This is a genomic window from Brevundimonas sp. VNH65, assembly GCF_049445955.1.
Lineage (GTDB): Bacteria > Pseudomonadota > Alphaproteobacteria > Caulobacterales > Caulobacteraceae > Brevundimonas.
In genome coordinates, this window is the sequence record NZ_JBMSDX010000007.1 from 36,856 (window position 1) to 54,764 (window position 17,909).

Genomic DNA, 17,909 nt, shown 5'->3' on the forward strand with positions numbered 1-17,909 from the left:
TTCCAGCCATCGGCACAAGCCGTCGCACCGCCCATCCCCTCTCCCAACCGGGAGAGGGTCGCACCACACTTCCCTTCTCCCGGTTGGGAGAAGGTGCCCCGCAGGGGCGGATGAGGGGACGGTTTCGACGTCGGCGACAGCCGTCGCACCGCCCGTGACACGGCTCTCGCCGACTGCAGCGATTGTCCCCTCACCCTTTCGGCTTGCGCATCGCTTCGCTCTGCGAGCCTCAATCCCTCTCCCAACCGGGAGAGGGAGGGGTGTGAGAAGCGGGGCCTCTCCCGTCACACTTCGACACCCCCTCCCGCTGTAATCCCTCACCTTTCCACGAAACATGGGCCCCGCTTCCGGGCGCAGGTGGGACCTCGCTCATAATGCCCCCGCTTCACCGCACGGGAGGGCCGTCGGCCGGCGACCTGCGGGCGGTGGAGGCGAGACAGCGGGGGCGGGGTTCCAGATCGGAGCCTCGCCGCCTCGACCGCGGAGGGGAACCTTTTCGGAGCCGAGGTTGGGTCGGAGTTGAAATCCCGACCGTTCCGGGGATCGGCCGCGCCGGCCGACCCGCCCGCCGGGGGGCTATTCGACGCCGGCGCCAATCAGCGCCCCCCGTCGCTCCTCCCGTCCACGCCTCGCGCGGAGCGAGCTCAGGCGAAATCGGGCGGGGCCTCGGCCCCGTCTCAGATTTCGCCCGACATCAGGCCTTCGTCGAAAACGGTACTTCTACCCTACAGACCGGGCGAGGCCCGGCGCTCCGCCCCTCCCGCACCCTTCAGGCCCCAGCCGTGAAGCCGATGACGCATGCCCAATTCCGTCACCCTCGGGCTTGTCCCGAGGGCCCATGCCGGACGCCGCACAAGCTTCTGCGATGAGATGCGCCCCGATCCAACGTCGGACACGCAGACCCATGGCTCCTCGGGACAGGCTCGAGGATGACGAAAGGGGGGAGGACTCGTCTGGCTCCCCCTGGATCGCCGCCACGACGGCGCGCGGCGCCCTACTTCAGGAACTCCTCCACCAGGGCCATGAACCGCTCGGGCTGGTCGGACATGATGAAATGGCGGCTGTCGTCGACGCGGATCAGTTTGACACCCGGCAGCCCGGCGTATTCGCGACCCCACAGGGCGTCCGCCGTGGCCGCCGGGGCGCCGCCGTCGGCGTCGGCGGCGTACAGGGCGGTGACGGGCGTGGTCATGGCGGCCAGGCCGGGACGGGCGTCGGTGGTCATCACCTCATGGATCGCCGTGGCCAGGGCGCGCCGGTCCGAGGCCAGGGCCCAGTCGACCATGACGACCCGCGTGGCCGGGTCCCGGGCCAGACCGACGGCGCCCGCCGTCTGGGCCGCCCGCAGGGCGTCGTCGTCCTGGGTCCGCATGGCCTGGGCGGCCTGGTCGGCGAAGGGCCGCGCTGTCTGCGGCGTCGCCTGGGGGGCGAACAGGGCCGAGAAGAAGGGCAGATTGTCCACCGCCATCACCCGGCCGACGGCCTCGGGATGACGCTGGGCCAGCAGCAGGGCCGCCAGCCCGCCCATCGAATGGCCGATGACGGCGGGGTTTTGCAGACCGGCGTCCTTCACATAGGCCGCGACCGCCTCGACCGCCGGGTCGAGGAAGGGGCCGTCGCCATGGGTCCAGGGCTCGCCCGCGAACCCGGCGAACTGCACCAGGTGGACGCGGTGGGTGGTCTTCAGCCGCTCGGCCGTGGCGCGCCACACCTCGCGCGACGAGCTGTATCCGGGGATCAGAACGACGTTCGGTCCGGCGCCGACCACCTCGACCGACAGGCGGTCGTTGCGAACGATCTCGGAGGGGGTTTGCGCCAGGGCCGCCGAGACGCCGACGGCGAGGGACGGCAGGCAGACGGCCAGGCCGAACAGAATGGCGCGCAGGCGCGGGCGCGCCCCGAAGAAGGCGTTGAGCATGGGTGTCTCCAGTGTTTGGGTTTCAGGCTCCGCCGGTCAGGCGTGCGGGTTCTCGAAGATGTCTTCCACCGGCCGTTCGAACAGCACGGCGATGCGGTAGGCGAGGTCGAGGGAGGGGTCGTGTTTCTCGGTCTCCAGGGCGTTCACCGCCTGGCGCGACACCCCCAGGTTCCGCCCCAGGTCCTCCTGGGTCCAGCCGCGCTCGACACGTAGCAGCTTGAGCCGGTTCTTCATGCGTTGGTCGCCCGGATGAAGGGGGCCGTCACGCCGTAGAAGGCCCAGAAGAGGGGGTAGATCAGCCAGGCGGGCAGATGGGGGGCGCCCGCGAAGCTCTCGCCGAAGCCCCAGAAGACGGCGGCGGCGATGGCCAGTCCGGCGGCGACGATGAACTGTTTCGCCGTCAGGGCGCGCACGAACTCGTCGCTCTCGCGCATCAGGCTCAGGGTCGCCCAGATCTGGCCGATGACGGGGGCCGAGACGGCGGCGGCCAGGATCCAGCCCGCCGGGCTGTCCAGGATCGGCTCGAAGGCGCCGGTGAACATGGACAGGCAGATGGCGACATAGGGGACCATGAAGGCCCAGGTGCGAAGGATATAGCGACGATGGGCCGGGGTTCCGGTCTTCCAGATCGACAACATGACGGGTTCTCCTGACGTCTTGTAAGGAGAACCTGACACTCAATGCATGTCATGTCAACCTGACTTTTCGTCAGGATAGGCTGACGCGCTCAGAAGGGCCCATTGCGGACCACACGATGCTCGAACACGACGCGCAGGGCGGCGATCCGCTCGTCATAGGCCTGACGGATGCAGGCGGGCGACCCGCCGCACCGACCGCGCCGGCTCAACCAGGCCGCCTGATCGCGGCGCAGGGCGTCGCGCGAGCCCATGGGAACGACATGAACCAGCAGCCCGTAGATCGTGGTCATCTCCACATCCCGGTCCTCCAGGGCGCGATTTCCGCAGATGGCCCGCTCGTCGGCGGCGCGGGCTCGGGTGCAGTCGAAACTCGCAGCCTGTGCCGGGCCCCCGGCCACGGGCGCCGCCGCCGACCCCAGGGCCAGGACGGCGCCGGCGGCCAGCGCCGGGACCATACGAAGAACGAGAGCTTTTCGATGCGCGGTCATGGAACGCCTCCAGGGTATGACGGAATTCTGGCCGTACAACGCCGGGACCGCTATCCTGGTCGCATGCCCGCCGCCCCGCGCGTTTCGCCGTCGGACCTGTTCAGTCCCCAAGACTGGGCTCCGTTCCAGTCTCGCCCCGGCTGGATCGGTCCGGCCCTCGTCGCCCACTGCTGGGCGGTGATCGCCCTGGCCGTGGTCGCCGGCGTGATCTGGCCGATTCTGATCCCGGTCTGCGTCATGATCGTCGGCACGCGCCAGCTGGGCCTGGCCATCCTGATGCATGAGGCGGCCCACGGCGGCCTGTCGAAGGACGCCCGCCTGAACGATCTCCTAGGCCATTGGCTCTGCGCCGTGCCGGTCGGGGCGTCCCTGGCCGCCTATCGCCCCTACCACCTGAAACACCACCGCTTCGCCCAGCAGCCGGAGGATCCCGACCTCATGCTGTCGGCGCCTTTCCCCGTCAGCCCGGCCTCCCTGCGCCGCAAGATGATCCGCGACCTGACCGGCCAGACCTTCTTCAAACAGAGAATCCTTCTGCCTTTGGCGATGCGGGGCCGGGCGGGGGCCACGGTGAGTCCGGGCTCAAGCAGCGCGACGCGCGGTAGCCCCACTCAGGACACCCACGACTATGAAGCCGTCGTCACCGGCCGCTCGGTCCTGCCCTTCCTGCTGGTCAACCTCGGCCTCCTGATCCTCTGCGCCGCCGCCGGGGCCTGGTGGGCCTTCTTCGCCCTGTGGCTGCTGCCGATGGCGACCTGGTTTCCGCTGGTCACCCGTCTCCGGAACATCGCCGAACACGCCTGTGTCGAGGGCTCCGCCACCGACCCGTTCCGCGCCGCCCGCACCACCCGCGCCAGGTGGTGGGAGCGCGCCTTCATCGCGCCCTACTGGGTCAATTTCCACGCCGAACACCACCTGTTCATGCACGTCCCCTGCTGGAACCTGCCCCGCCTGCACCGCGCGGTTCGCGCCCGACCGCAGGGCGCGGGCATGGAGGTGGCGAACGGCTATCTGACGGTGCTACGGCAGGCGTCGAGGGCGTCTGCGCGATCGCAGACGACCGCATGACCATCGCCGATCCTCGCGCCTTCATTCTCGGGAACACCCGGCTGCAGCCCGTGCCGCATGCGCCGGAAATCTCCCTGTGGCTGGCCGATGAAGTCACGCCGATCTGGCGGCTGACCGAGGACGAACTGGGCGAGATGGGCCTGCCGCCGCCCTTCTGGGCCTTCGCCTGGGCCGGCGGACAGGCGCTCAGCCGCTGGCTGCTGGACCATCCGCACGAGGTCGCCGGCAAGCGGGTGGTGGACTTCGCTTCGGGCTCTGGCCTGGTGGGCGTCGCCGCCATGAAGGCCGGGGCGGCCCACGTCCTCGCCGCCGACATCGACCCCTTCTGCGGCGCGGCGGTGCGACTGAACGCCGAGGCGAACGGCGTCGTGCTCGACTTCACCGACACCGACCTGCTGGACGCTCCACCACCGGATGTGGACGTCATCTGCGCCGGCGACGTCTGCTATGAAAAGCCCATGACCGAACGGGTCCTGGCCTGGCTGGCCGCCGCGCGACGGAACGGGACCCGCGTCCTGATCGGCGACCCGCACCGCACCTATTTCCCGCGCGAGGGCCTGGCGTTTCTCGCCGAATACCGCGTGCCGACCACGCGCGAGCTGGAGGATCAGGAGATCAAGCGGGCCAGTGTCTGGGCCATGCCGTGACGTGGATGCGGACCGTGATGGCTGGCGTGTCGCCGCAGACGCCCCATATCCCCGTCATGAGACGATCGATCCCCCTGCTCGCGCTGACTGCGGGTCTCGCTGCTCAAGCGCCCCTGGCCTCGGCCCAGACGTCGCCTTGGCGACCGGCGGACCCGGCCCGCCCGGCCTGGTCGCCGCGTCCGGCCTCGACCGCGGAAACGCATCGGCTGGAGATGGACCGGCTCAGGGCGACGGCCGACCGCAACCAGGCCGTCGCCCGGAGCAATGCGGACGCAGCGCGCCGCGCCGCCGCCGATCTGGCCGCCCGGCAGGCGCCTCAGCCTGTCCCGCCGGTCCGCACGCGCGAGGCGCCGTCGCGATCCGATCCCCTTCCGCCGCCGGCCCGCACCGCGTCCGCATCTGAAATCGACGCTTGGCTGGACCGTCGGCCGCCATACTGACATTCCGCATCGGCGCCGGGGTCGGGATGAACCCGCCGTCTTCCTCCCCCCGTCTTCCTCCACTGTCTTCCCCTTGCTGCGCGCAACCTCTAGTTTGATCTGGCACATGACGGAGGCGATCGATGCGCTGGCAGGGCGGACGTGAGGGCGGCGGAAACGTCGAGGACCGGCGGGGCCTGGGCGGCGGCGGAGCCGTCGCGGGCGGCGGCATCGGCGTTATGGTGCTGGCCGCCATCGGCTATTTCGTCTTCGGCATCGATCCCTCGACCACGACCCAGCTGGCCAGCCAGTTCGGCGGCGCCGGCCAGACGGAACAGGGCGCCGAAGGCACGCCGCGCGATCAGGCCGGCCGCTTCGTCGATGTGGTCGGCGGCAACATCAACGAGGTCTGGACCTCCAGGCTGCGCGGCTATCAGCCGCCGCGCGTGGTCATCTACGACCAGGGCACGGGCACCGGCTGCGGCTATGGCCAGTCGGCCATGGGGCCCTTTTATTGCCCGGCCGACCGCAGCGTCTATCTGGACCTGTCGTTCTGGCAGGAGTTGGAGAAGCTGGGCGGATCCAGCGGCGACTTCGCCAAGGCCTATGTCATCGCCCACGAATACGGCCACCATATCCAGACCCTGACGGGAACCTCGCAGCAGGTGCGCGAGGCGCAGCAGCGGGCGCGGGGCGAGGCCGAGGCCAATCGGTATTCGGTGGCGCTGGAGCTTCAGGCCGACTGTTACGCCGGGGTCTGGGCCGCCAATGCGGCGGCGGTCTCCGGCGGTCAGGTGGCGATGGAGCCGGGCGATCTTGAGGCAGGGCTGCAATCGGCCAACGCGATCGGCGACGACACCCTGCAGCGCCGTTCGGGCCGCCGCGTGACGCGGAAGGATTCACCCACGGCTCCTCGGCCCAGCGGATGGAATGGCTCCAGCGCGGCTATCAGTCGGGCGATCCGGCGGTCTGCGACACCTTCGCCGGCGCCTGATCTTCGCGGCGCGTCTTGTTGCGGCGCACACGGGCGGGCATGGTCCAACCCTCATGTCCGCCGCCGAAACCATGACCGAGACCGTCAGCCTATCCGACAGCGTCGCCGCCCGCGCCGTGGCCAAGGCGCGCCGGATCGTGGTCAAGATCGGCTCGTCCCTGGTGGTGGACGCAGCCACACGGGCCCCGGCGGCCGACTGGCTGGCGGGCGTGGCGGCCGATCTGGCGGCGCTGAAGTCGGACGACCGCGAAATCGTCGTCGTCTCGTCCGGCGCGGTGGCGCTGGGGCGGGGACGGCTGAAACTGCAGAAGAACGCCCGGCTGGACGAGAAGCAGGCGGCGGCGGCGGTAGGCCAGTCGATGCTTATGCAGGGTTGGGAGACGGCCCTGTCGCCGCACGGACTGACGCCGGCCCAGGTGCTGCTGACCCGCGAGGACACCGAACGCCGCCGTCGCTGGCTGAACGCCCGGGCGACCCTGGAGGCCCTGCTGAAACTGGGCGCCGTGCCCGTGGTCAACGAGAACGACACGGTGGCGACCGAAGAGATCCGCTACGGCGACAACGACCGGCTGGCCGCCCGGACGGCGCAACTGGTGCGAGCCGACCTGCTGATCCTGCTGTCGGATGTCGACGGGCTCTACACCGCCGACCCCCGGCGCGATCCTGCGGCGATCCATCTGCCCGTGATCGACGCCCTGACGTCCGAGATCATGGCTTTGGGCGGCGGCGCCAACGTCGAGGCGGACGTCGGCACGGGCGGAATGGCGACAAAGCTGGCGGCGGCGCGCATCGCCCGGTCGGCCGGATGCGCCACCCTGATCGTCTCGGGTCTGAACGGACGGCCGCTGTCGGCGGTGCGCTCTGGGGCGAAGGCGACCCTGATCACAGCCCCGGCCACGCCCCTGGCCGCCTACAAGCAATGGATCGCGGGAAGTCTGGAACCGGCCGGGACGCTGGTGCTGGACGACGGCGCCGCCGAGGCCCTGGCCGCCGGGCGCAGCCTGCTGCCGTCCGGCGTGGCGCGGGTCGAGGGCCGCTTCGACCGGGGCGACAGCGTGCGTCTGGTCCGGCTGGACGGTCGTGGGCTTGGCGTCGGCCTGGCCGCCTACGCGGCCGAGGAGATGGCGTTGATCCAGGGACGGCACACGCGGGAGATCGAGGCCCTGGTCGGCTATAAGGGGGCGGGCGTCGCCGTGCATCGCGACGACCTGGTGCTGGAGATCAATTGATGGCTGATGGCGCTTCCAACCTCGAGCTCGACGTCCTGATCCGGGACATGGGTCAACGCGCCCGTACCGCAGCGACGGCCCTGGCCGAGACGACGGCGGCGCAGCGGTCGGCCGGCCTGACGGCCATGGCCGAATCCTTGAGGGCGGCGGAGGGCGGCATCCTGGCCGCCAATGGCCGCGATGTTGAGCGGGCGCGGGCCAACGGCCTGAGCGAGGCCCTGATCGATCGCCTGGCCCTGACCCCTGCGCGGGTCGCCGCCATGGCGGAGGCCGTAGGCGAGGTGGCGGCCTTTCCCGATCCGCTGGGCGTGGAGACGGCGCGCTGGACCCGTCCGAACGGCCTCGACATCGCCCGGGTCCGAACCCCGCTGGGCGTTCTGGCGATCATCTATGAGAGCCGCCCCAATGTGACGGCCGATGCGGCGGCCCTGTGCCTGAGGTCGGGCAACGTCGCCTTGCTGCGCTGCGGCTCGGACTGCCTCGAGAGTTCCCGGGCTATCCATGCAGCCATGGTCGCGGGCCTGGCGAAGGCGGGGCTGCCCGTCGATGCGGTGCAGCTTGTGCCCACACGCGACCGGGCGGCGGTCGGCCTGTTGCTGGGCGGATTGGAGGGGACGATCGATCTGGTCGTGCCGCGCGGCGGCAAGAGCCTGGTCGCCCGGGTTCAGGCTGAAGCGCGGGTGCCGACGCTGAGTCACCTGGAGGGGCTGAACCATACCTATCTGCATGCCGCCGCCGATCCGGACATGGCGCGTGAGATCGTGGTCAACGCCAAGCTGCGCCGCGTGTCCGTATGCGGCGCGACGGAAACCCTGCTGGTCGATGCGGCGTCGGCCGAGCGCCTTCTGCCTCCCGTGGCCGAAGCCCTGATCGCGGGCGGCTGCGAACTGCGCGGGGACGAGAGTGCGCGCGACCTGGTCCCGGCCATGGTCGCGGCGGGCGAGGACGACTGGTCGACGGAATACCTCGCGCCCGTCCTGTCGGTGCGGATCGTGGATGGAATGGAGGCGGCGATCGCCCACATCCGCCGCTACGGCTCAGGTCACACCGAGGCCATCGTCACCGAGGACGCCGAGGCGGCGACACGGTTCCTGAACGCCGTGGACAGCGCTATCGTCGTCTGGAACGCTTCGACCCAGTTCGCCGACGGCGGCGAGTTCGGCTTCGGGGGCGAGATCGGCATCTCGACCGGCAGGCTGCATGCCCGAGGTCCGGTGGGCGCCGAACAGCTGACCAGCTACAAATATGTGGTGCGCGGCGCGGGGCAGACCCGGCCGTGGACCAGGCCGCCTCAGGCCGCGTTGGCGGCCGTTTTCTTCAGCTTGTCCTGATGCGCCTTCATGCCCTGGGCGATCAGTTCGGCGGCCTCGCCGGCGTCGCCCCAGCCCTTGACGGTGACCGACTTGCCCTTCTCCAGATCCTTGTAGCGAGTGAAGAAGTGTTCGATCTGCTCGATCAGGATGACGGGCAGCTGACGATAGCTGGCGATCTCGGTGTAGTAGGGGTTCAGTTTGTCGACCGGCACGGCCAGGATCTTTTCGTCGCCGCCGGCCTCATCGACCATTTTCAGCACCCCGATCGGGCGCGAGCGGATCACGCAACCCGGCACCACCGGCGTCGGATTGAGCACGATCACGTCGCAGGGATCGCCGTCGTCGGACAAGGTGTGGGGGATGAAGCCGTAGTTGCCCGGGTAGTACATCGCCGTATGCAGGAAGCGATCGACGAACAGGGCGCCGGAGGCCTTGTCCATCTCATATTTCACCGGCAGGCCGCCCTGCGGAATTTCCACGATGACGTTGACGTCCCAGGGGGCGTTGGGGCCGACCGGAATGGCGTCGAGGTTCATGACGGGCTCGTATTGTGCAGCTGCGAAACAGTTTGGGCCGTCCAATAGGCCCATGGGCGGTGTCTGGGCAAGCGTCGATGGATTATAGGGGGTATCGACCATGGTCCGGACCCCGCCGGGCCGGACGTGAGATCGCATCATGACGGCCTTCGACTGGGCGGCGCTCGCCCTCTTCATCCTGTGCTGGCTGGGCTATGACCCGCTTCTGAAGCTCATCTCGCACCGGTTCGGAGCGCTGAACAATGACATGCTGGCCGTTCGTCACGCCTGGATGCGGGCGATGGCGACGCGCGAGATCAAGCTGCTGGACAGTCAGTTGCTGGGTCATTCCATCAATTCCGGGTCCTTTTTCGCGTCATCGAATCTGCTGCTGATTGCGGCGGTCGGCGGCGTGCTGTTCGGAGGCGAGACCGCGCTGAGAAGCTTCGCCTCCGTCGGCGCCGAACCGGTGCCGGTTCCGGTGCTGGAGGCGAAACTGGCCCTGGTCGTGGCCTGTCTCGCGCGCGGCCTGCTCGATTTCATCTGGTCGATACGTCAGATGAACTACGCCCTGGCTTTGATCGGCGCGTCCGAACGTCTGGAAGATCCGGATCGCCTGGCTGCCTTCGCCAAGGCGACCTCCGATGTACTGAACCCGGCGCTGGCCGCCTTCAGCCAGGGGGTTCGGGGCTATTATTTCGCTCTGGCGGCGGGGGCCTGGCTGTTCGGGCCGGGCTGGTTGACCGCCGCGGTGCTGTCATCCTTCGCGCTCATGGTCTGGCGCCAGGTCGGGTCGCCGGCGGCGCGAGCGATCCGATCAGCTCATCGCCTTCTGGAGCCGCCGACCGAGCGCTGATCCGCAACCTGAACGGCGGTCGGTCCATTTCGCAGGTGCGACATACCGCCCAACGCCTCGGACGGGAAATCTTGATGAAACCGGTTCCAATCATCACAATCTGGCTGAAAGTGCGTAACAAGGCGTGATGCAGGGGTCCAACTCTCCGCTTGACCCATTGTGCGTTGCAACCTAGATTGACCTTCGACGCCTCCGGGCGTCTTGCCCTTCCTGGGCGTTTCCTCCCTATAGACTTTCATGCCGCGCCTCCGGGCGCGGCTTTTTTCTGCGCAGAGCGGTTGTCAGCCGAACTCGGCGACCATTAGGGCCATGGCGCGGGCAACGACGCTTCGGCATCGGACGAATCCCGGAGAGAGAGTCCGCGAGGCCTCGTCGAGATAGAGCGCGCGGTTCAATTCGATCTGCACCGCCTGAAACCCCTCGGACGGCCGTCCCCAGACCTGGGTCGTGTAACCACCGGCATAGGGACGATTCATGGCCACCGTCCACCCCGCCTGCTCGAACACCGACTTCAGCTTTCGCGTCACCCGCGCCTCGCATGCGGCGCCGTGGCGGTTACCCAGGACCACGTCCGGGCCGCCTCGAGATCCGGCCGCATCTGACGGCATGGAATGCCAATCGACCAGGAGGGCGCGACCGTGTGAATCACGCGCTTGACGCATCAGGTCGCTCAGTGCGTTGTGATAGGGTGCGTGAACCGCCGTGAGCCGCGCCCGAACCTCTGCCAGAGGCACGGTGCGGTCATAGAGGTCGCGGCCGTCGCCCGATCGTCGCGCGACGACGCCGTAGCCGGATGCGACACGCGCCCCCGCGGCGCCGGTGGGAAGCAGATGGGCGGGGATGTCGGGCGTCAGGACAGGGTCGAGCTCCGTCGCCGACCGGTTGAGATCGACATAGGCGCGACTGACCAGCGCGCAGATCAGGGGAACGCCATGGTCCGGCGCCGTGTCCAGCAGCAGGTCCACGGCCGTGTCCTCCGCGCTGCGCACGTCGCGTTGGTCCAGGCCCGGCGCCGGACGCATGTCGACCGGAAGACGCTGACCGGAATGAGGCGAGGCGAAGACGAGCGGACCCGCACGGCCGTTCGGCAGGCGAATTTCGAATGTCGCAGCCGAGGCGGATTGGGCATCCATCTCTGGCCCATAGCGTTTTTGTCGGCCTGTCCACAGTCGGGGGCAGGCGTTTTTCATGGCCGATTTACCGTTTCGGACCTAGCGTGCGGTCGGAGTTAACGGGGGAAGCCGACATGGCGCGCATTCTGCTGGCTGAAGACGATGCGTCGTTGCGCGGGTTCCTGACGCGGGCGCTGGAAAAGGCTGGCCATCAGGTGGTCGACTGCGAAAACGGCGACGACGCAATCGATGCGCTGGAGCACGGGCCATACGACCTGCTGCTGACCGACATCGTCATGCCGGGCGCCGACGGCATCGAGGTGGCGCGCGTCGCCGCCGCGCGCATTCCCGGTCTGCGCATCATGTTCATCACCGGCTTCGCCGCCGTGGCTCTGTCGGCGGCGCAGGCGTCACCCCAGGCCAAGGTGTTGTCCAAGCCGGTCCACCTGCGCGACCTGGTCAACGAAGTCGATCGGATGATCGCCGCCTGAAGACCCGTCAGGGCCGCAGGCGCGAGGGCAGCGCCGCAAGGTCCTCTTCCGTCAGACGGCGGGAGATGTATGCGCTGCATGGCGCCGCCGGTGACGGGCTGCGGGCGATCACCTCGGCCCGATCGCCGACGCAAAGCGACGAAGATCCCCGCGTTGGAACGACGGCGAGTTGCATCGAGTCATCGACGTCGAGACAGGCTCCGGCCAGCTGCAATTCATAGACGGAGCTGACGCCTGCGCGGACGAAGACGCGCGTGGCGTCGGCTCGGAAGTTGGTGATCTGCATCGGCAGGAAGCACCGACGTTCGGCGCGATCTCCGGACCTGATCGTCGGATTTGGCGCACAGGCGACGACGAGGGCGGCCAGGGCGGTTGACGCAAGGATGGGCGAGATGCGGCGCATTGTGACTCTCCGACTGTCCCCCTGTCCGGAAGCTAGGCCCAAGGATGACCGGACACAATCCGAGCGGCCGCCTCAGAATCGATCGGGTCGGAGCCGTCGGGCGACAGGACGCGGCAGGGGCGGCGGAGCGCCGGCGATTGTGGCGGCCAACTGCTGGCCGAGCAGCGGAGCCAGGGCGTGCCCCCGCGATCCCAGACCGCGCAGCACATAGAGGCCGTCACGCCCGGGAAGCGCGCCGCAGACGGGCAGTCGGTCCGGCGTTGTGGCGCGAATCGCGGCCCGGCCCGTCGAGGCGTGATCGTGAAGGGAACCGGCCAGGCGGGGCAGCCGAGCGGCGAGTGTGGCCCGGTTGCGGAGGCTGTCTTCGGGTCGTATCTCGGCCGATGTGTCGTCGCGATCGTGGGTCGCGCCGAACAGCAGGCCATCTGGAAATGCCGCCAGATAGCCGCCCCAGGCCGCCGCACGCAGGGGGGCGACTGTGACGTCGTCTGTCTGCACCCAATCGGCCTGACCTCGCACCGGTCGCAGCGGAAGTTCTGGAGCCAGCTCGGCCAGACCCCATCCCGTCGCCTGGATGACGGCGTCCGCTTCGGCGACTTCCAGACCATCCTCATCGATCAGGCGCCAGCGACCCGCCTCGGTTCCGATGAGGTTCGCGACACGGGCGCGGCGCAACTCGATCCCCTCCAGAAGTCCGGCCAGCGCCGTCGGAGGCGCGACGACGAAGGCGTCCGTCATCGCCAGGCCGCCGACGTCCACCGTCTCGCCGAGCCGTTCCGACGCCTGGGCCGCATCAAGCCGGAGCATATGGCCAGGCGCCCAGATGGGCTGCTCGGCGAGGCGGTCGAAGCGGACGGCGTCGCGCGCCGTCTGCTCCAGTTGGACCACGCCTTCCGACAGGATCGCGCCCGGGATGCGGCCGTAGACCGCCTTCGCCGCAGCCAGCGCCTGGGCGAAAAGCCCTGCCAACTGCGTATCGCCGACATCCAGGCGCGGCGTCACCAGGCCCGCGGGAAATCCGGACGCGCCGGCGCCCGGTCCTTGCATTTCGATCACCACCGGCGTCAGCCCGAGATCGACCAGCGCGCGCGCCGTCGAGGCGCCTGCGATCCCGGCGCCGATCACCGCCACACAAGGTCGCGGTTCAGGCGCAGACCGATCGGCCCCGATCAATCTTGCTTCCAGCCGTTCTCGTTTGCGGCCGTAGCCCGGCTTCTTCTCGACGACGAAACCGCGATCCGCCAGGCCGCGCCGCACGGCGCCCGCGACGGTGAAGGTCGCCAGACGAGCGCCCGGCGCAGACCTCGCCGCGACGCCGTCCAGTACGGCGTCTGACCACATTTCGGGGTTCAGAGCCGGAGAGAAGCCGTCCAGAAACCAGGCGTCGGCGCGTCCGTCCCAGACGTCCAGCGCCCAGGCAGCATCACCGACCGCCACGTCCAGGGTCGCATCCAACCCGCGAAGATCGATCCGGTGAAACCCCGGCGTCCAGGCTTCGGGCCAGGCGTCGAGGAAGAGGCGCGTCAAATCCGCCAGATCAGGCCAGGCCGCCAGGGCCCGCGCAGCCTCGGCGGCGGTCATCGGATAGGCTTCGATGGAAAACAGGTGAAGTCGGCCGCCGTTCGGCCGTTTCCGTCGCCAGAGGTCGAGAAGCGCCAGTTGGTTCAGGCCGGTTCCAAGGCCGAGTTCGCCGACGACGAAACGGTCGCATCCGGCCCACGCATCCGGCAATCCGCAGCCTTCGAGGAAGACCGCGCGCGTCTCGGCAAGACCGTCCTCGCGCGAGAAATAGACATCGCCGAATCGGCTGGAGCGCGGAGCGCCGTCGTCGGCCCATTCGAGGACGGCGCGGGGGCGGTCGGCCGTATCTTCAGGCGGCGGGGTGATCATCTCCCGCCTCCTACAGGCAGGCGTCTGACGCAGAAAGGGGCCGCCTCGCGGCGACCCCCTCCGTCCGATCGTTTGCGGCGATCAGTGCTTGGCGGCGGGCTCAGCGGCCGGCGTGGTCGCCGCGCCGGCGGCGGCGGCGGTCGCGTCTGCGGCCTTTTCGGTGGCCATGGCGGCGTTGGAGGCGGCTTCGCCCGCAGCAGCGGCGGCCTCGGTGGCGGCGGCGTCAGCGGTGGCGGCGGCGTCCTGCGCCGTTTCAGCGGCCGCTGTCGCGGTGTCGGCGGCCTTTTCTTCCGTGGCGGGAGTGCAGGCGGCCATGGCCAGGGCGGCGGTGGCGACGGCCGAAGCGGCCAGCAGATGGCGGATGGTCATGTTGAGCTTCCTTCCTATGCTGCGGACTCTCGTGGTCCGCTCGCACAGGTAACGGGATCGTGAGCGTGATGGCAAGACGGCATCTGCGCCATCCGGCTCAACGCGATCGGGACGGCGTCGAAGTCTCTCCGGCGACGCCGATGGCCTCCGCCGCCTCGCTGCCCGGAGGCGGCAGGTCTTCGGGCGGGATCGACGCCGCCTCGGCTTCCAGAGCATCGTCGGCGGGGCGCGCCTCGCAGGCCGAGAGGCTGCCAGAGGCGACAATGCCCAGCGCCAAACCTGCGAGACGGACCCGGAGCGTCAGCGACGTGATCCTATTTGGGAGCGGGAGCGGTCGGGCCGCTCGAAGCGCCGGCTGGCGACAGGGTCGCCTTCGTCGCGGCGATGGTTTCCTGAGACGTCGGCGCGACGCCGGGCGCGCTGTTCAGGGCCGAGGTCGCCGCCGAACCGCTCGCCGCCAGGGTTTCGCTCTCGGCCTTGGCGGGTGCGGCGCGACGCGGCGCGGGGCTGGAAGCGGCCATCCCGTCGGTGGAAGCGGCGACGCGGGCGTCGGACGGCACCGCGTCGACGGGTGATTCGGAGGCGGGGCCGGCCTCGCCGTCAGCGGTTTCGGTCGAGGTGCGATTGCAGGCGGTGACACCAAGGGCGACGACGGCGAGGGTCGTCAGGGCCACGGTGCGGGCGTTGCGGACGTTCATGAGACGGCTCCTTTTCAGACTTCGCCGTATCCAACGATCCGACGTCGATCCGTGTTCCGTAAGACGGATCACTCGGCCGGAGCGGCGGCCAACGCCTCTTCCATCTCGCTGAACGAGGGCTGGGCCGTCGAAGGAATGTCGCCGCGGCCGATCTCGACCGAAATCTGGGCGGCGTTGCCGTGCAGGTGGGCGACCAGCACCGACTGGATGATCTTGTAGAAGGCGGCGTCGCCGTTGAGGATTCCGGTCAGGCGCGCGGCCAGCGGGCCGACCATGCCATAGGCCAGGAACACGCCCAGGAAGGTGCCGACCAGGGCGCCCCCGATCATCCCGCCCAGAACTTCCGGCGGTTCGGTGATGGCGGCCATGGTCTTGATGACGCCTAGCACGGCCGCGACGATGCCCAGGGCCGGCAGGGCGTCGGCCATGTTCTGCAGGGCGTGGGCGGGATCCAGCGCCTCGTGATGGTGTTTCTCCAGCTGCTTCTCCATGGCGTCCTCGATCTGGTGAGGATCCTCCAGGTTCATCGTCATCATCCGCAGGGTGTCGCAGATAAAGTCGGTGGCGAAGTGGTCCTTCATGATCTTCGGGTATTTCTGGAAGATCGAGGATTCGCCCGGCTTTTCGATATGGCTTTCCAAGGCGATCACGCCCTTGGACTTCATCGTCTTGGTCAGCTGGAACAGCAGGGACAGAAGGTCCTTGTAATCCTGCTTCTTCCACTTCGGACCGGCGAAGACGCGGCCGAAGCCGGCCATGAGCCCCTTCAGGGTGGAGGGCGAGTTGGAGATCAGGGTTGCGGCGATGGCCGCACCGCCGATCATCATCATCTCATAGGGCAGGGAGTGAAGGATCACCCCCATCTTGCCGCCGGCGATGGTGTAGCCGCCGAACACCATGGCGAACAGGACGACGAGGCCGATGATCTGGAACATGGGAGGTCCGGTCGGGCGAAAGAGACCGGCGCACCGTGAACATTAATGCTTAAGGCCGCGTTGCCGCGCGGCGCTAAAGCCGCAGGTCGCCGGCCTCGATCTGGGCATGGATCGCCGGGGTCAGCTTCTGATAGCCGTTGCGGCCGCCCCGCACGTAGAGCGGCCCATCGACCCGGGCCGGATCGAAGCCCTCGGAGACAAGATCCACCTTGCGGTATTTGAAGGTGCCTGTGGTCTCGAGCGTCTTGGCGATCCGCACGAAGACGGGCCGCGCATAGGCCGGCAGTTGCGCCTCGGCCCAGTCGTGGAAAGCCTTGGCCTGGAACTTTCCGTCGACCACCAGGGTGACCATGCCGGCCTTGCCGTCGGCGTGGGGCACCGGCACCCCATAGGCGATGACTTCGGTCACGCCCGGCGCGTCCGTCAGCCGCTGCTCGACTTCGGACGTCGACACGTTCTCCGCCTTCCAGCGGAAGGTGTCGCCGACCCGGTCGATGAAATAGAGATAGCCCTCGCGATCCTGGCGCATCAGGTCGCCGGTCCGGAAGAAGCGGTCGCCGCGCGCAAAGACGTCGGTCAGCACTTTCTTCTCGGTCGCCGCCTTGTCGGCGTAGCCCGAAAAGTCATGCTTGGGATCGTTGGAGATGACGCCGACGGCCTCGCCGATCTCGCCCGGGGCGCATTCCTGACAAAGGCCGTTCGGACCCCGGATCGGCTCATTGGTGTCGATGTCGAAGCGCACGAGGCGAAGGTTGATCCGCTTCTTGAGCCACTTCGGCACTCGCCCGATGGCGCCCTGCTTGCCGTCGAAATTGAACAGGGAGACGTTGCCCTCGGTCGAGCCGTAAAATTCCAGGATCTGAGGAATCTTGTAGCGGGACTGGAAGTCCGGCCAGACGTCGGGGCGCAGGCCGTTGCCGAAGGCGAGGCGCAGCTTGTTCTTGCCGTCGTCCTCGGTCGGCGGGGTATTGACCAGATATCGGCACAGTTCGCCGATGTAGACGAACATGGTCGCGCCGCTGTCGCGCACGTCGCGCGCGAAGGTCGAGGCGGAAAACCGTTTGCGCACGATCAGGCGGGCGCCGTTCAGCAGGGCGGCGCCGACGCCCACCAGGCCGCCGGTCGAATGGTACAGCGGCAGGCAGTCATAGATCCGATCCTCAGGAGTCGACCGGGTGCAGCCGGCGAACGCCCGCATATAGGTCCGTGCGCGCATGTGGTGGACCCGTGCCGCCTTGGGCAGGCCGGTGGTGCCGGACGTGTAGATGTAGATGCAGGTGTCGCGGTTGGTCAGGCCAGCGCGGGCGGATTTCGGCGGCCGCACGGACGATCCGCTGCGCACGGCGTTGTCCAGGTTGCGGCGCTCGCTGGTCTCCTCCGTGGGCTTCAGCCCGAGAACCCACAACATCAGGGTGCGTTGGGCAAACGGGCGGGCGTCCTCGGCCTGGCGCCAGCAATCCTCGTCGGTGACCACCTGGGCGACATTGACGATGTTCAGGCAGTGAGCCAGGGCGGCGCCGGTCAGATTGGTGTTGATCAGGGCGGTGGGCACCCCGACCTTGGAGAAGCCCATCCAGGCGGCGAGATAGTCGGCCCGATTGCACATCAGCAGGCCAACCACGTCGGAGCGCCGCAAATTGCGGCTGCGCGCCCAGTGGGCGTAGCGGTTGGCCAGGGCGTCGAGTTCGCGATAGGTCAGCCGGCGATGTTCGTCCTCGACGGCGATATTGTCGCCGAACCGATCGACCGCTTCCTCGAAGTCGTCACACAGCAGGACATCGCTATCGGCGGTGATCGGCTTGATGCGGTCGAGGAGACGCCGCAGGCTGCCGAGGAAGCGAAGATCGCGACGGATATTCGCTACGAGGCCCATGACCGGTATCGCTCCCTTGCGTGATGCGGCTGCGCCTTCGTTGATGGCGACCG

Annotated in this window: 20 protein-coding genes and 1 pseudogene; 8 read left to right on the top strand and 13 right to left on the bottom strand. The window is 68.7% G+C overall.

Annotation, left to right across the window (positions count from 1 at the left end; all coding sequences use genetic code 11):
- Positions 1–994 precede the first annotated feature (994 nt).
- From ACO2Q1_RS11790 to ACO2Q1_RS11805, 4 genes are all read right to left on the bottom strand, one after another.
- A complete protein-coding gene (locus ACO2Q1_RS11790; protein WP_423329661.1) occupies positions 995–1,918 on the bottom strand; it encodes an alpha/beta fold hydrolase in 924 nt (307 codons plus the stop codon).
- 36 nt (positions 1,919–1,954) lie between these two features.
- Positions 1,955–2,152 (bottom strand): helix-turn-helix transcriptional regulator, encoded by a 198-nt coding sequence (locus ACO2Q1_RS11795; RefSeq protein ID WP_423329662.1) that lies wholly within the window; start codon positions 2,150–2,152, stop codon positions 1,955–1,957.
- Positions 2,149–2,556: a hypothetical protein gene (locus ACO2Q1_RS11800; protein ID WP_423329663.1), complete on the bottom strand. Its 408-nt coding sequence runs from the start codon at positions 2,554–2,556 to the stop codon at positions 2,149–2,151. The genes ACO2Q1_RS11795 and ACO2Q1_RS11800 overlap by 4 nt, the downstream gene beginning before the upstream one ends.
- An 89-nt stretch (positions 2,557–2,645) precedes the next feature.
- Positions 2,646–3,044, bottom strand: a complete 399-nt coding sequence (locus ACO2Q1_RS11805; protein ID WP_423329664.1) for a lysozyme inhibitor LprI family protein — start codon at positions 3,042–3,044, stop codon at positions 2,646–2,648.
- Positions 3,045–3,107: 63 nt separating this feature from the next.
- On the opposite strand from ACO2Q1_RS11805, the gene ACO2Q1_RS11810 reads away from it, so the two are divergent.
- The 6 genes and pseudogenes from ACO2Q1_RS11810 (at position 3,108) to ACO2Q1_RS11835 (ending at position 8,732) form a co-directional block, all read left to right on the top strand.
- Positions 3,108–4,112 carry a fatty acid desaturase family protein gene (locus tag ACO2Q1_RS11810; protein WP_423329665.1) on the top strand — a complete coding sequence of 335 codons (1,005 nt, stop codon included), beginning with the start codon at positions 3,108–3,110 and terminating at the stop codon, positions 4,110–4,112.
- Positions 4,109–4,759, top strand: coding sequence for a class I SAM-dependent methyltransferase (locus ACO2Q1_RS11815; RefSeq protein WP_423329666.1), 651 nt, complete (start codon positions 4,109–4,111; stop codon positions 4,757–4,759). Before ACO2Q1_RS11810 ends, ACO2Q1_RS11815 begins: the two co-directional genes overlap by 4 nt.
- Positions 4,760–4,815: 56 nt before the next feature.
- Positions 4,816–5,199 carry a hypothetical protein gene (locus ACO2Q1_RS11820; RefSeq protein ID WP_423329667.1) on the top strand — a complete coding sequence of 128 codons (384 nt, stop codon included), beginning with the start codon at positions 4,816–4,818 and terminating at the stop codon, positions 5,197–5,199.
- Positions 5,200–5,321: 122 nt separating this feature from the next.
- Positions 5,322–6,172 (top strand): annotated as a pseudogene (gene ypfJ, locus ACO2Q1_RS11825) (KPN_02809 family neutral zinc metallopeptidase).
- 53 nt (positions 6,173–6,225) lie between these two features.
- Entirely contained in the window at positions 6,226–7,401 is a 1,176-nt protein-coding gene (gene proB / locus ACO2Q1_RS11830; protein WP_423329668.1) for a glutamate 5-kinase, read from the top strand.
- Complete coding sequence (locus ACO2Q1_RS11835) at positions 7,401–8,732, top strand: glutamate-5-semialdehyde dehydrogenase (RefSeq protein WP_423329669.1); 1,332 nt, start codon at positions 7,401–7,403, stop codon at positions 8,730–8,732. Before proB ends, ACO2Q1_RS11835 begins: the two co-directional genes overlap by 1 nt.
- On the opposite strand, the gene ppa is transcribed toward ACO2Q1_RS11835, so the two are convergent.
- Positions 8,693–9,250: an inorganic diphosphatase gene (gene ppa / locus ACO2Q1_RS11840; protein ID WP_423329804.1), complete on the bottom strand. Its 558-nt coding sequence runs from the start codon at positions 9,248–9,250 to the stop codon at positions 8,693–8,695. The two genes, ACO2Q1_RS11835 and ppa, sit on opposite strands and share 40 nt — an antisense overlap.
- Positions 9,251–9,389: 139 nt before the next feature.
- Between ppa and ACO2Q1_RS11845 the strand changes: the two genes are divergently transcribed.
- Positions 9,390–10,085 carry a DUF599 domain-containing protein gene (locus ACO2Q1_RS11845; protein WP_423329670.1) on the top strand — a complete coding sequence of 232 codons (696 nt, stop codon included), beginning with the start codon at positions 9,390–9,392 and terminating at the stop codon, positions 10,083–10,085.
- Between the two features lie 281 nt (positions 10,086–10,366).
- Here ACO2Q1_RS11845 and ACO2Q1_RS11850 read toward each other — a convergent pair whose 3' ends face one another.
- Positions 10,367–11,218, bottom strand: coding sequence for an N-formylglutamate amidohydrolase (locus ACO2Q1_RS11850; protein ID WP_423329671.1), 852 nt, complete (start codon positions 11,216–11,218; stop codon positions 10,367–10,369).
- Between the two features lie 113 nt (positions 11,219–11,331).
- Between ACO2Q1_RS11850 and cpdR the strand changes: the two genes are divergently transcribed.
- On the top strand, positions 11,332–11,688 hold the full coding sequence (gene cpdR / locus ACO2Q1_RS11855; protein ID WP_423329672.1) for a cell cycle two-component system response regulator CpdR: 357 nt from the start codon (positions 11,332–11,334) through the stop codon (positions 11,686–11,688).
- Between the two features lie 7 nt (positions 11,689–11,695).
- Here the strand turns inward: cpdR and ACO2Q1_RS11860 are convergent, their stop codons facing one another.
- The 7 genes from ACO2Q1_RS11860 to ACO2Q1_RS11890 all read right to left on the bottom strand — a co-directional run bounded on the left by ACO2Q1_RS11860 (position 11,696) and on the right by ACO2Q1_RS11890 (position 17,856).
- Entirely contained in the window at positions 11,696–12,091 is a 396-nt protein-coding gene (locus ACO2Q1_RS11860) for a hypothetical protein (protein WP_423329673.1), read from the bottom strand.
- A gap of 72 nt (positions 12,092–12,163) precedes the next feature.
- The gene (gene mnmC, locus ACO2Q1_RS11865) at positions 12,164–13,981 is read right to left on the bottom strand and encodes an FAD-dependent 5-carboxymethylaminomethyl-2-thiouridine(34) oxidoreductase MnmC (protein WP_423329674.1); all 1,818 of its coding nucleotides are present in this window, start codon (positions 13,979–13,981) and stop codon (positions 12,164–12,166) included.
- A gap of 81 nt (positions 13,982–14,062) precedes the next feature.
- Positions 14,063–14,350: a hypothetical protein gene (locus ACO2Q1_RS11870; protein ID WP_423329675.1), complete on the bottom strand. Its 288-nt coding sequence runs from the start codon at positions 14,348–14,350 to the stop codon at positions 14,063–14,065.
- 97 nt (positions 14,351–14,447) lie between these two features.
- A complete protein-coding gene (locus ACO2Q1_RS11875; RefSeq protein ID WP_423329676.1) occupies positions 14,448–14,627 on the bottom strand; it encodes a hypothetical protein in 180 nt (59 codons plus the stop codon).
- 37 nt (positions 14,628–14,664) lie between these two features.
- On the bottom strand, positions 14,665–15,048 hold the full coding sequence (locus ACO2Q1_RS11880) for a hypothetical protein (protein WP_423329677.1): 384 nt from the start codon (positions 15,046–15,048) through the stop codon (positions 14,665–14,667).
- Between the two features lie 68 nt (positions 15,049–15,116).
- Complete coding sequence (motA, locus tag ACO2Q1_RS11885) at positions 15,117–15,983, bottom strand: flagellar motor stator protein MotA (RefSeq protein ID WP_423329678.1); 867 nt, start codon at positions 15,981–15,983, stop codon at positions 15,117–15,119.
- Between the two features lie 73 nt (positions 15,984–16,056).
- Complete coding sequence (locus tag ACO2Q1_RS11890; RefSeq protein ID WP_423329679.1) at positions 16,057–17,856, bottom strand: long-chain-acyl-CoA synthetase; 1,800 nt, start codon at positions 17,854–17,856, stop codon at positions 16,057–16,059.
- Between the last annotated feature and the right edge of the window lie 53 nt (positions 17,857–17,909).

Coding starts and splice junctions, on each gene's coding strand:
- ACO2Q1_RS11800 (WP_423329663.1), bottom strand. CDS start 2,556: ATGTTGTCGATCTGGAAGACCGGAACCCCGGCCCATCGTCGCTATATC.
- ACO2Q1_RS11790 (WP_423329661.1), bottom strand. CDS start 1,918: ATGCTCAACGCCTTCTTCGGGGCGCGCCCGCGCCTGCGCGCCATTCTG.
- cpdR (WP_423329672.1), top strand. CDS start 11,332: ATGGCGCGCATTCTGCTGGCTGAAGACGATGCGTCGTTGCGCGGGTTC.
- ACO2Q1_RS11835 (WP_423329669.1), top strand. CDS start 7,401: ATGGCTGATGGCGCTTCCAACCTCGAGCTCGACGTCCTGATCCGGGAC.
- ACO2Q1_RS11805 (WP_423329664.1), bottom strand. CDS start 3,044: ATGACCGCGCATCGAAAAGCTCTCGTTCTTCGTATGGTCCCGGCGCTG.
- ppa (WP_423329804.1), bottom strand. CDS start 9,250: ATGAACCTCGACGCCATTCCGGTCGGCCCCAACGCCCCCTGGGACGTC.
- ACO2Q1_RS11810 (WP_423329665.1), top strand. CDS start 3,108: ATGCCCGCCGCCCCGCGCGTTTCGCCGTCGGACCTGTTCAGTCCCCAA.
- ACO2Q1_RS11880 (WP_423329677.1), bottom strand. CDS start 15,048: ATGAACGTCCGCAACGCCCGCACCGTGGCCCTGACGACCCTCGCCGTC.
- ACO2Q1_RS11860 (WP_423329673.1), bottom strand. CDS start 12,091: ATGCGCCGCATCTCGCCCATCCTTGCGTCAACCGCCCTGGCCGCCCTC.
- proB (WP_423329668.1), top strand. CDS start 6,226: ATGTCCGCCGCCGAAACCATGACCGAGACCGTCAGCCTATCCGACAGC.
- ACO2Q1_RS11795 (WP_423329662.1), bottom strand. CDS start 2,152: ATGAAGAACCGGCTCAAGCTGCTACGTGTCGAGCGCGGCTGGACCCAG.
- ACO2Q1_RS11890 (WP_423329679.1), bottom strand. CDS start 17,856: ATGGGCCTCGTAGCGAATATCCGTCGCGATCTTCGCTTCCTCGGCAGC.
- ACO2Q1_RS11845 (WP_423329670.1), top strand. CDS start 9,390: ATGACGGCCTTCGACTGGGCGGCGCTCGCCCTCTTCATCCTGTGCTGG.
- mnmC (WP_423329674.1), bottom strand. CDS start 13,981: ATGATCACCCCGCCGCCTGAAGATACGGCCGACCGCCCCCGCGCCGTC.
- ACO2Q1_RS11870 (WP_423329675.1), bottom strand. CDS start 14,350: ATGACCATCCGCCATCTGCTGGCCGCTTCGGCCGTCGCCACCGCCGCC.
- ACO2Q1_RS11850 (WP_423329671.1), bottom strand. CDS start 11,218: ATGGATGCCCAATCCGCCTCGGCTGCGACATTCGAAATTCGCCTGCCG.
- ACO2Q1_RS11815 (WP_423329666.1), top strand. CDS start 4,109: ATGACCATCGCCGATCCTCGCGCCTTCATTCTCGGGAACACCCGGCTG.
- ACO2Q1_RS11820 (WP_423329667.1), top strand. CDS start 4,816: ATGAGACGATCGATCCCCCTGCTCGCGCTGACTGCGGGTCTCGCTGCT.
- motA (WP_423329678.1), bottom strand. CDS start 15,983: ATGTTCCAGATCATCGGCCTCGTCGTCCTGTTCGCCATGGTGTTCGGC.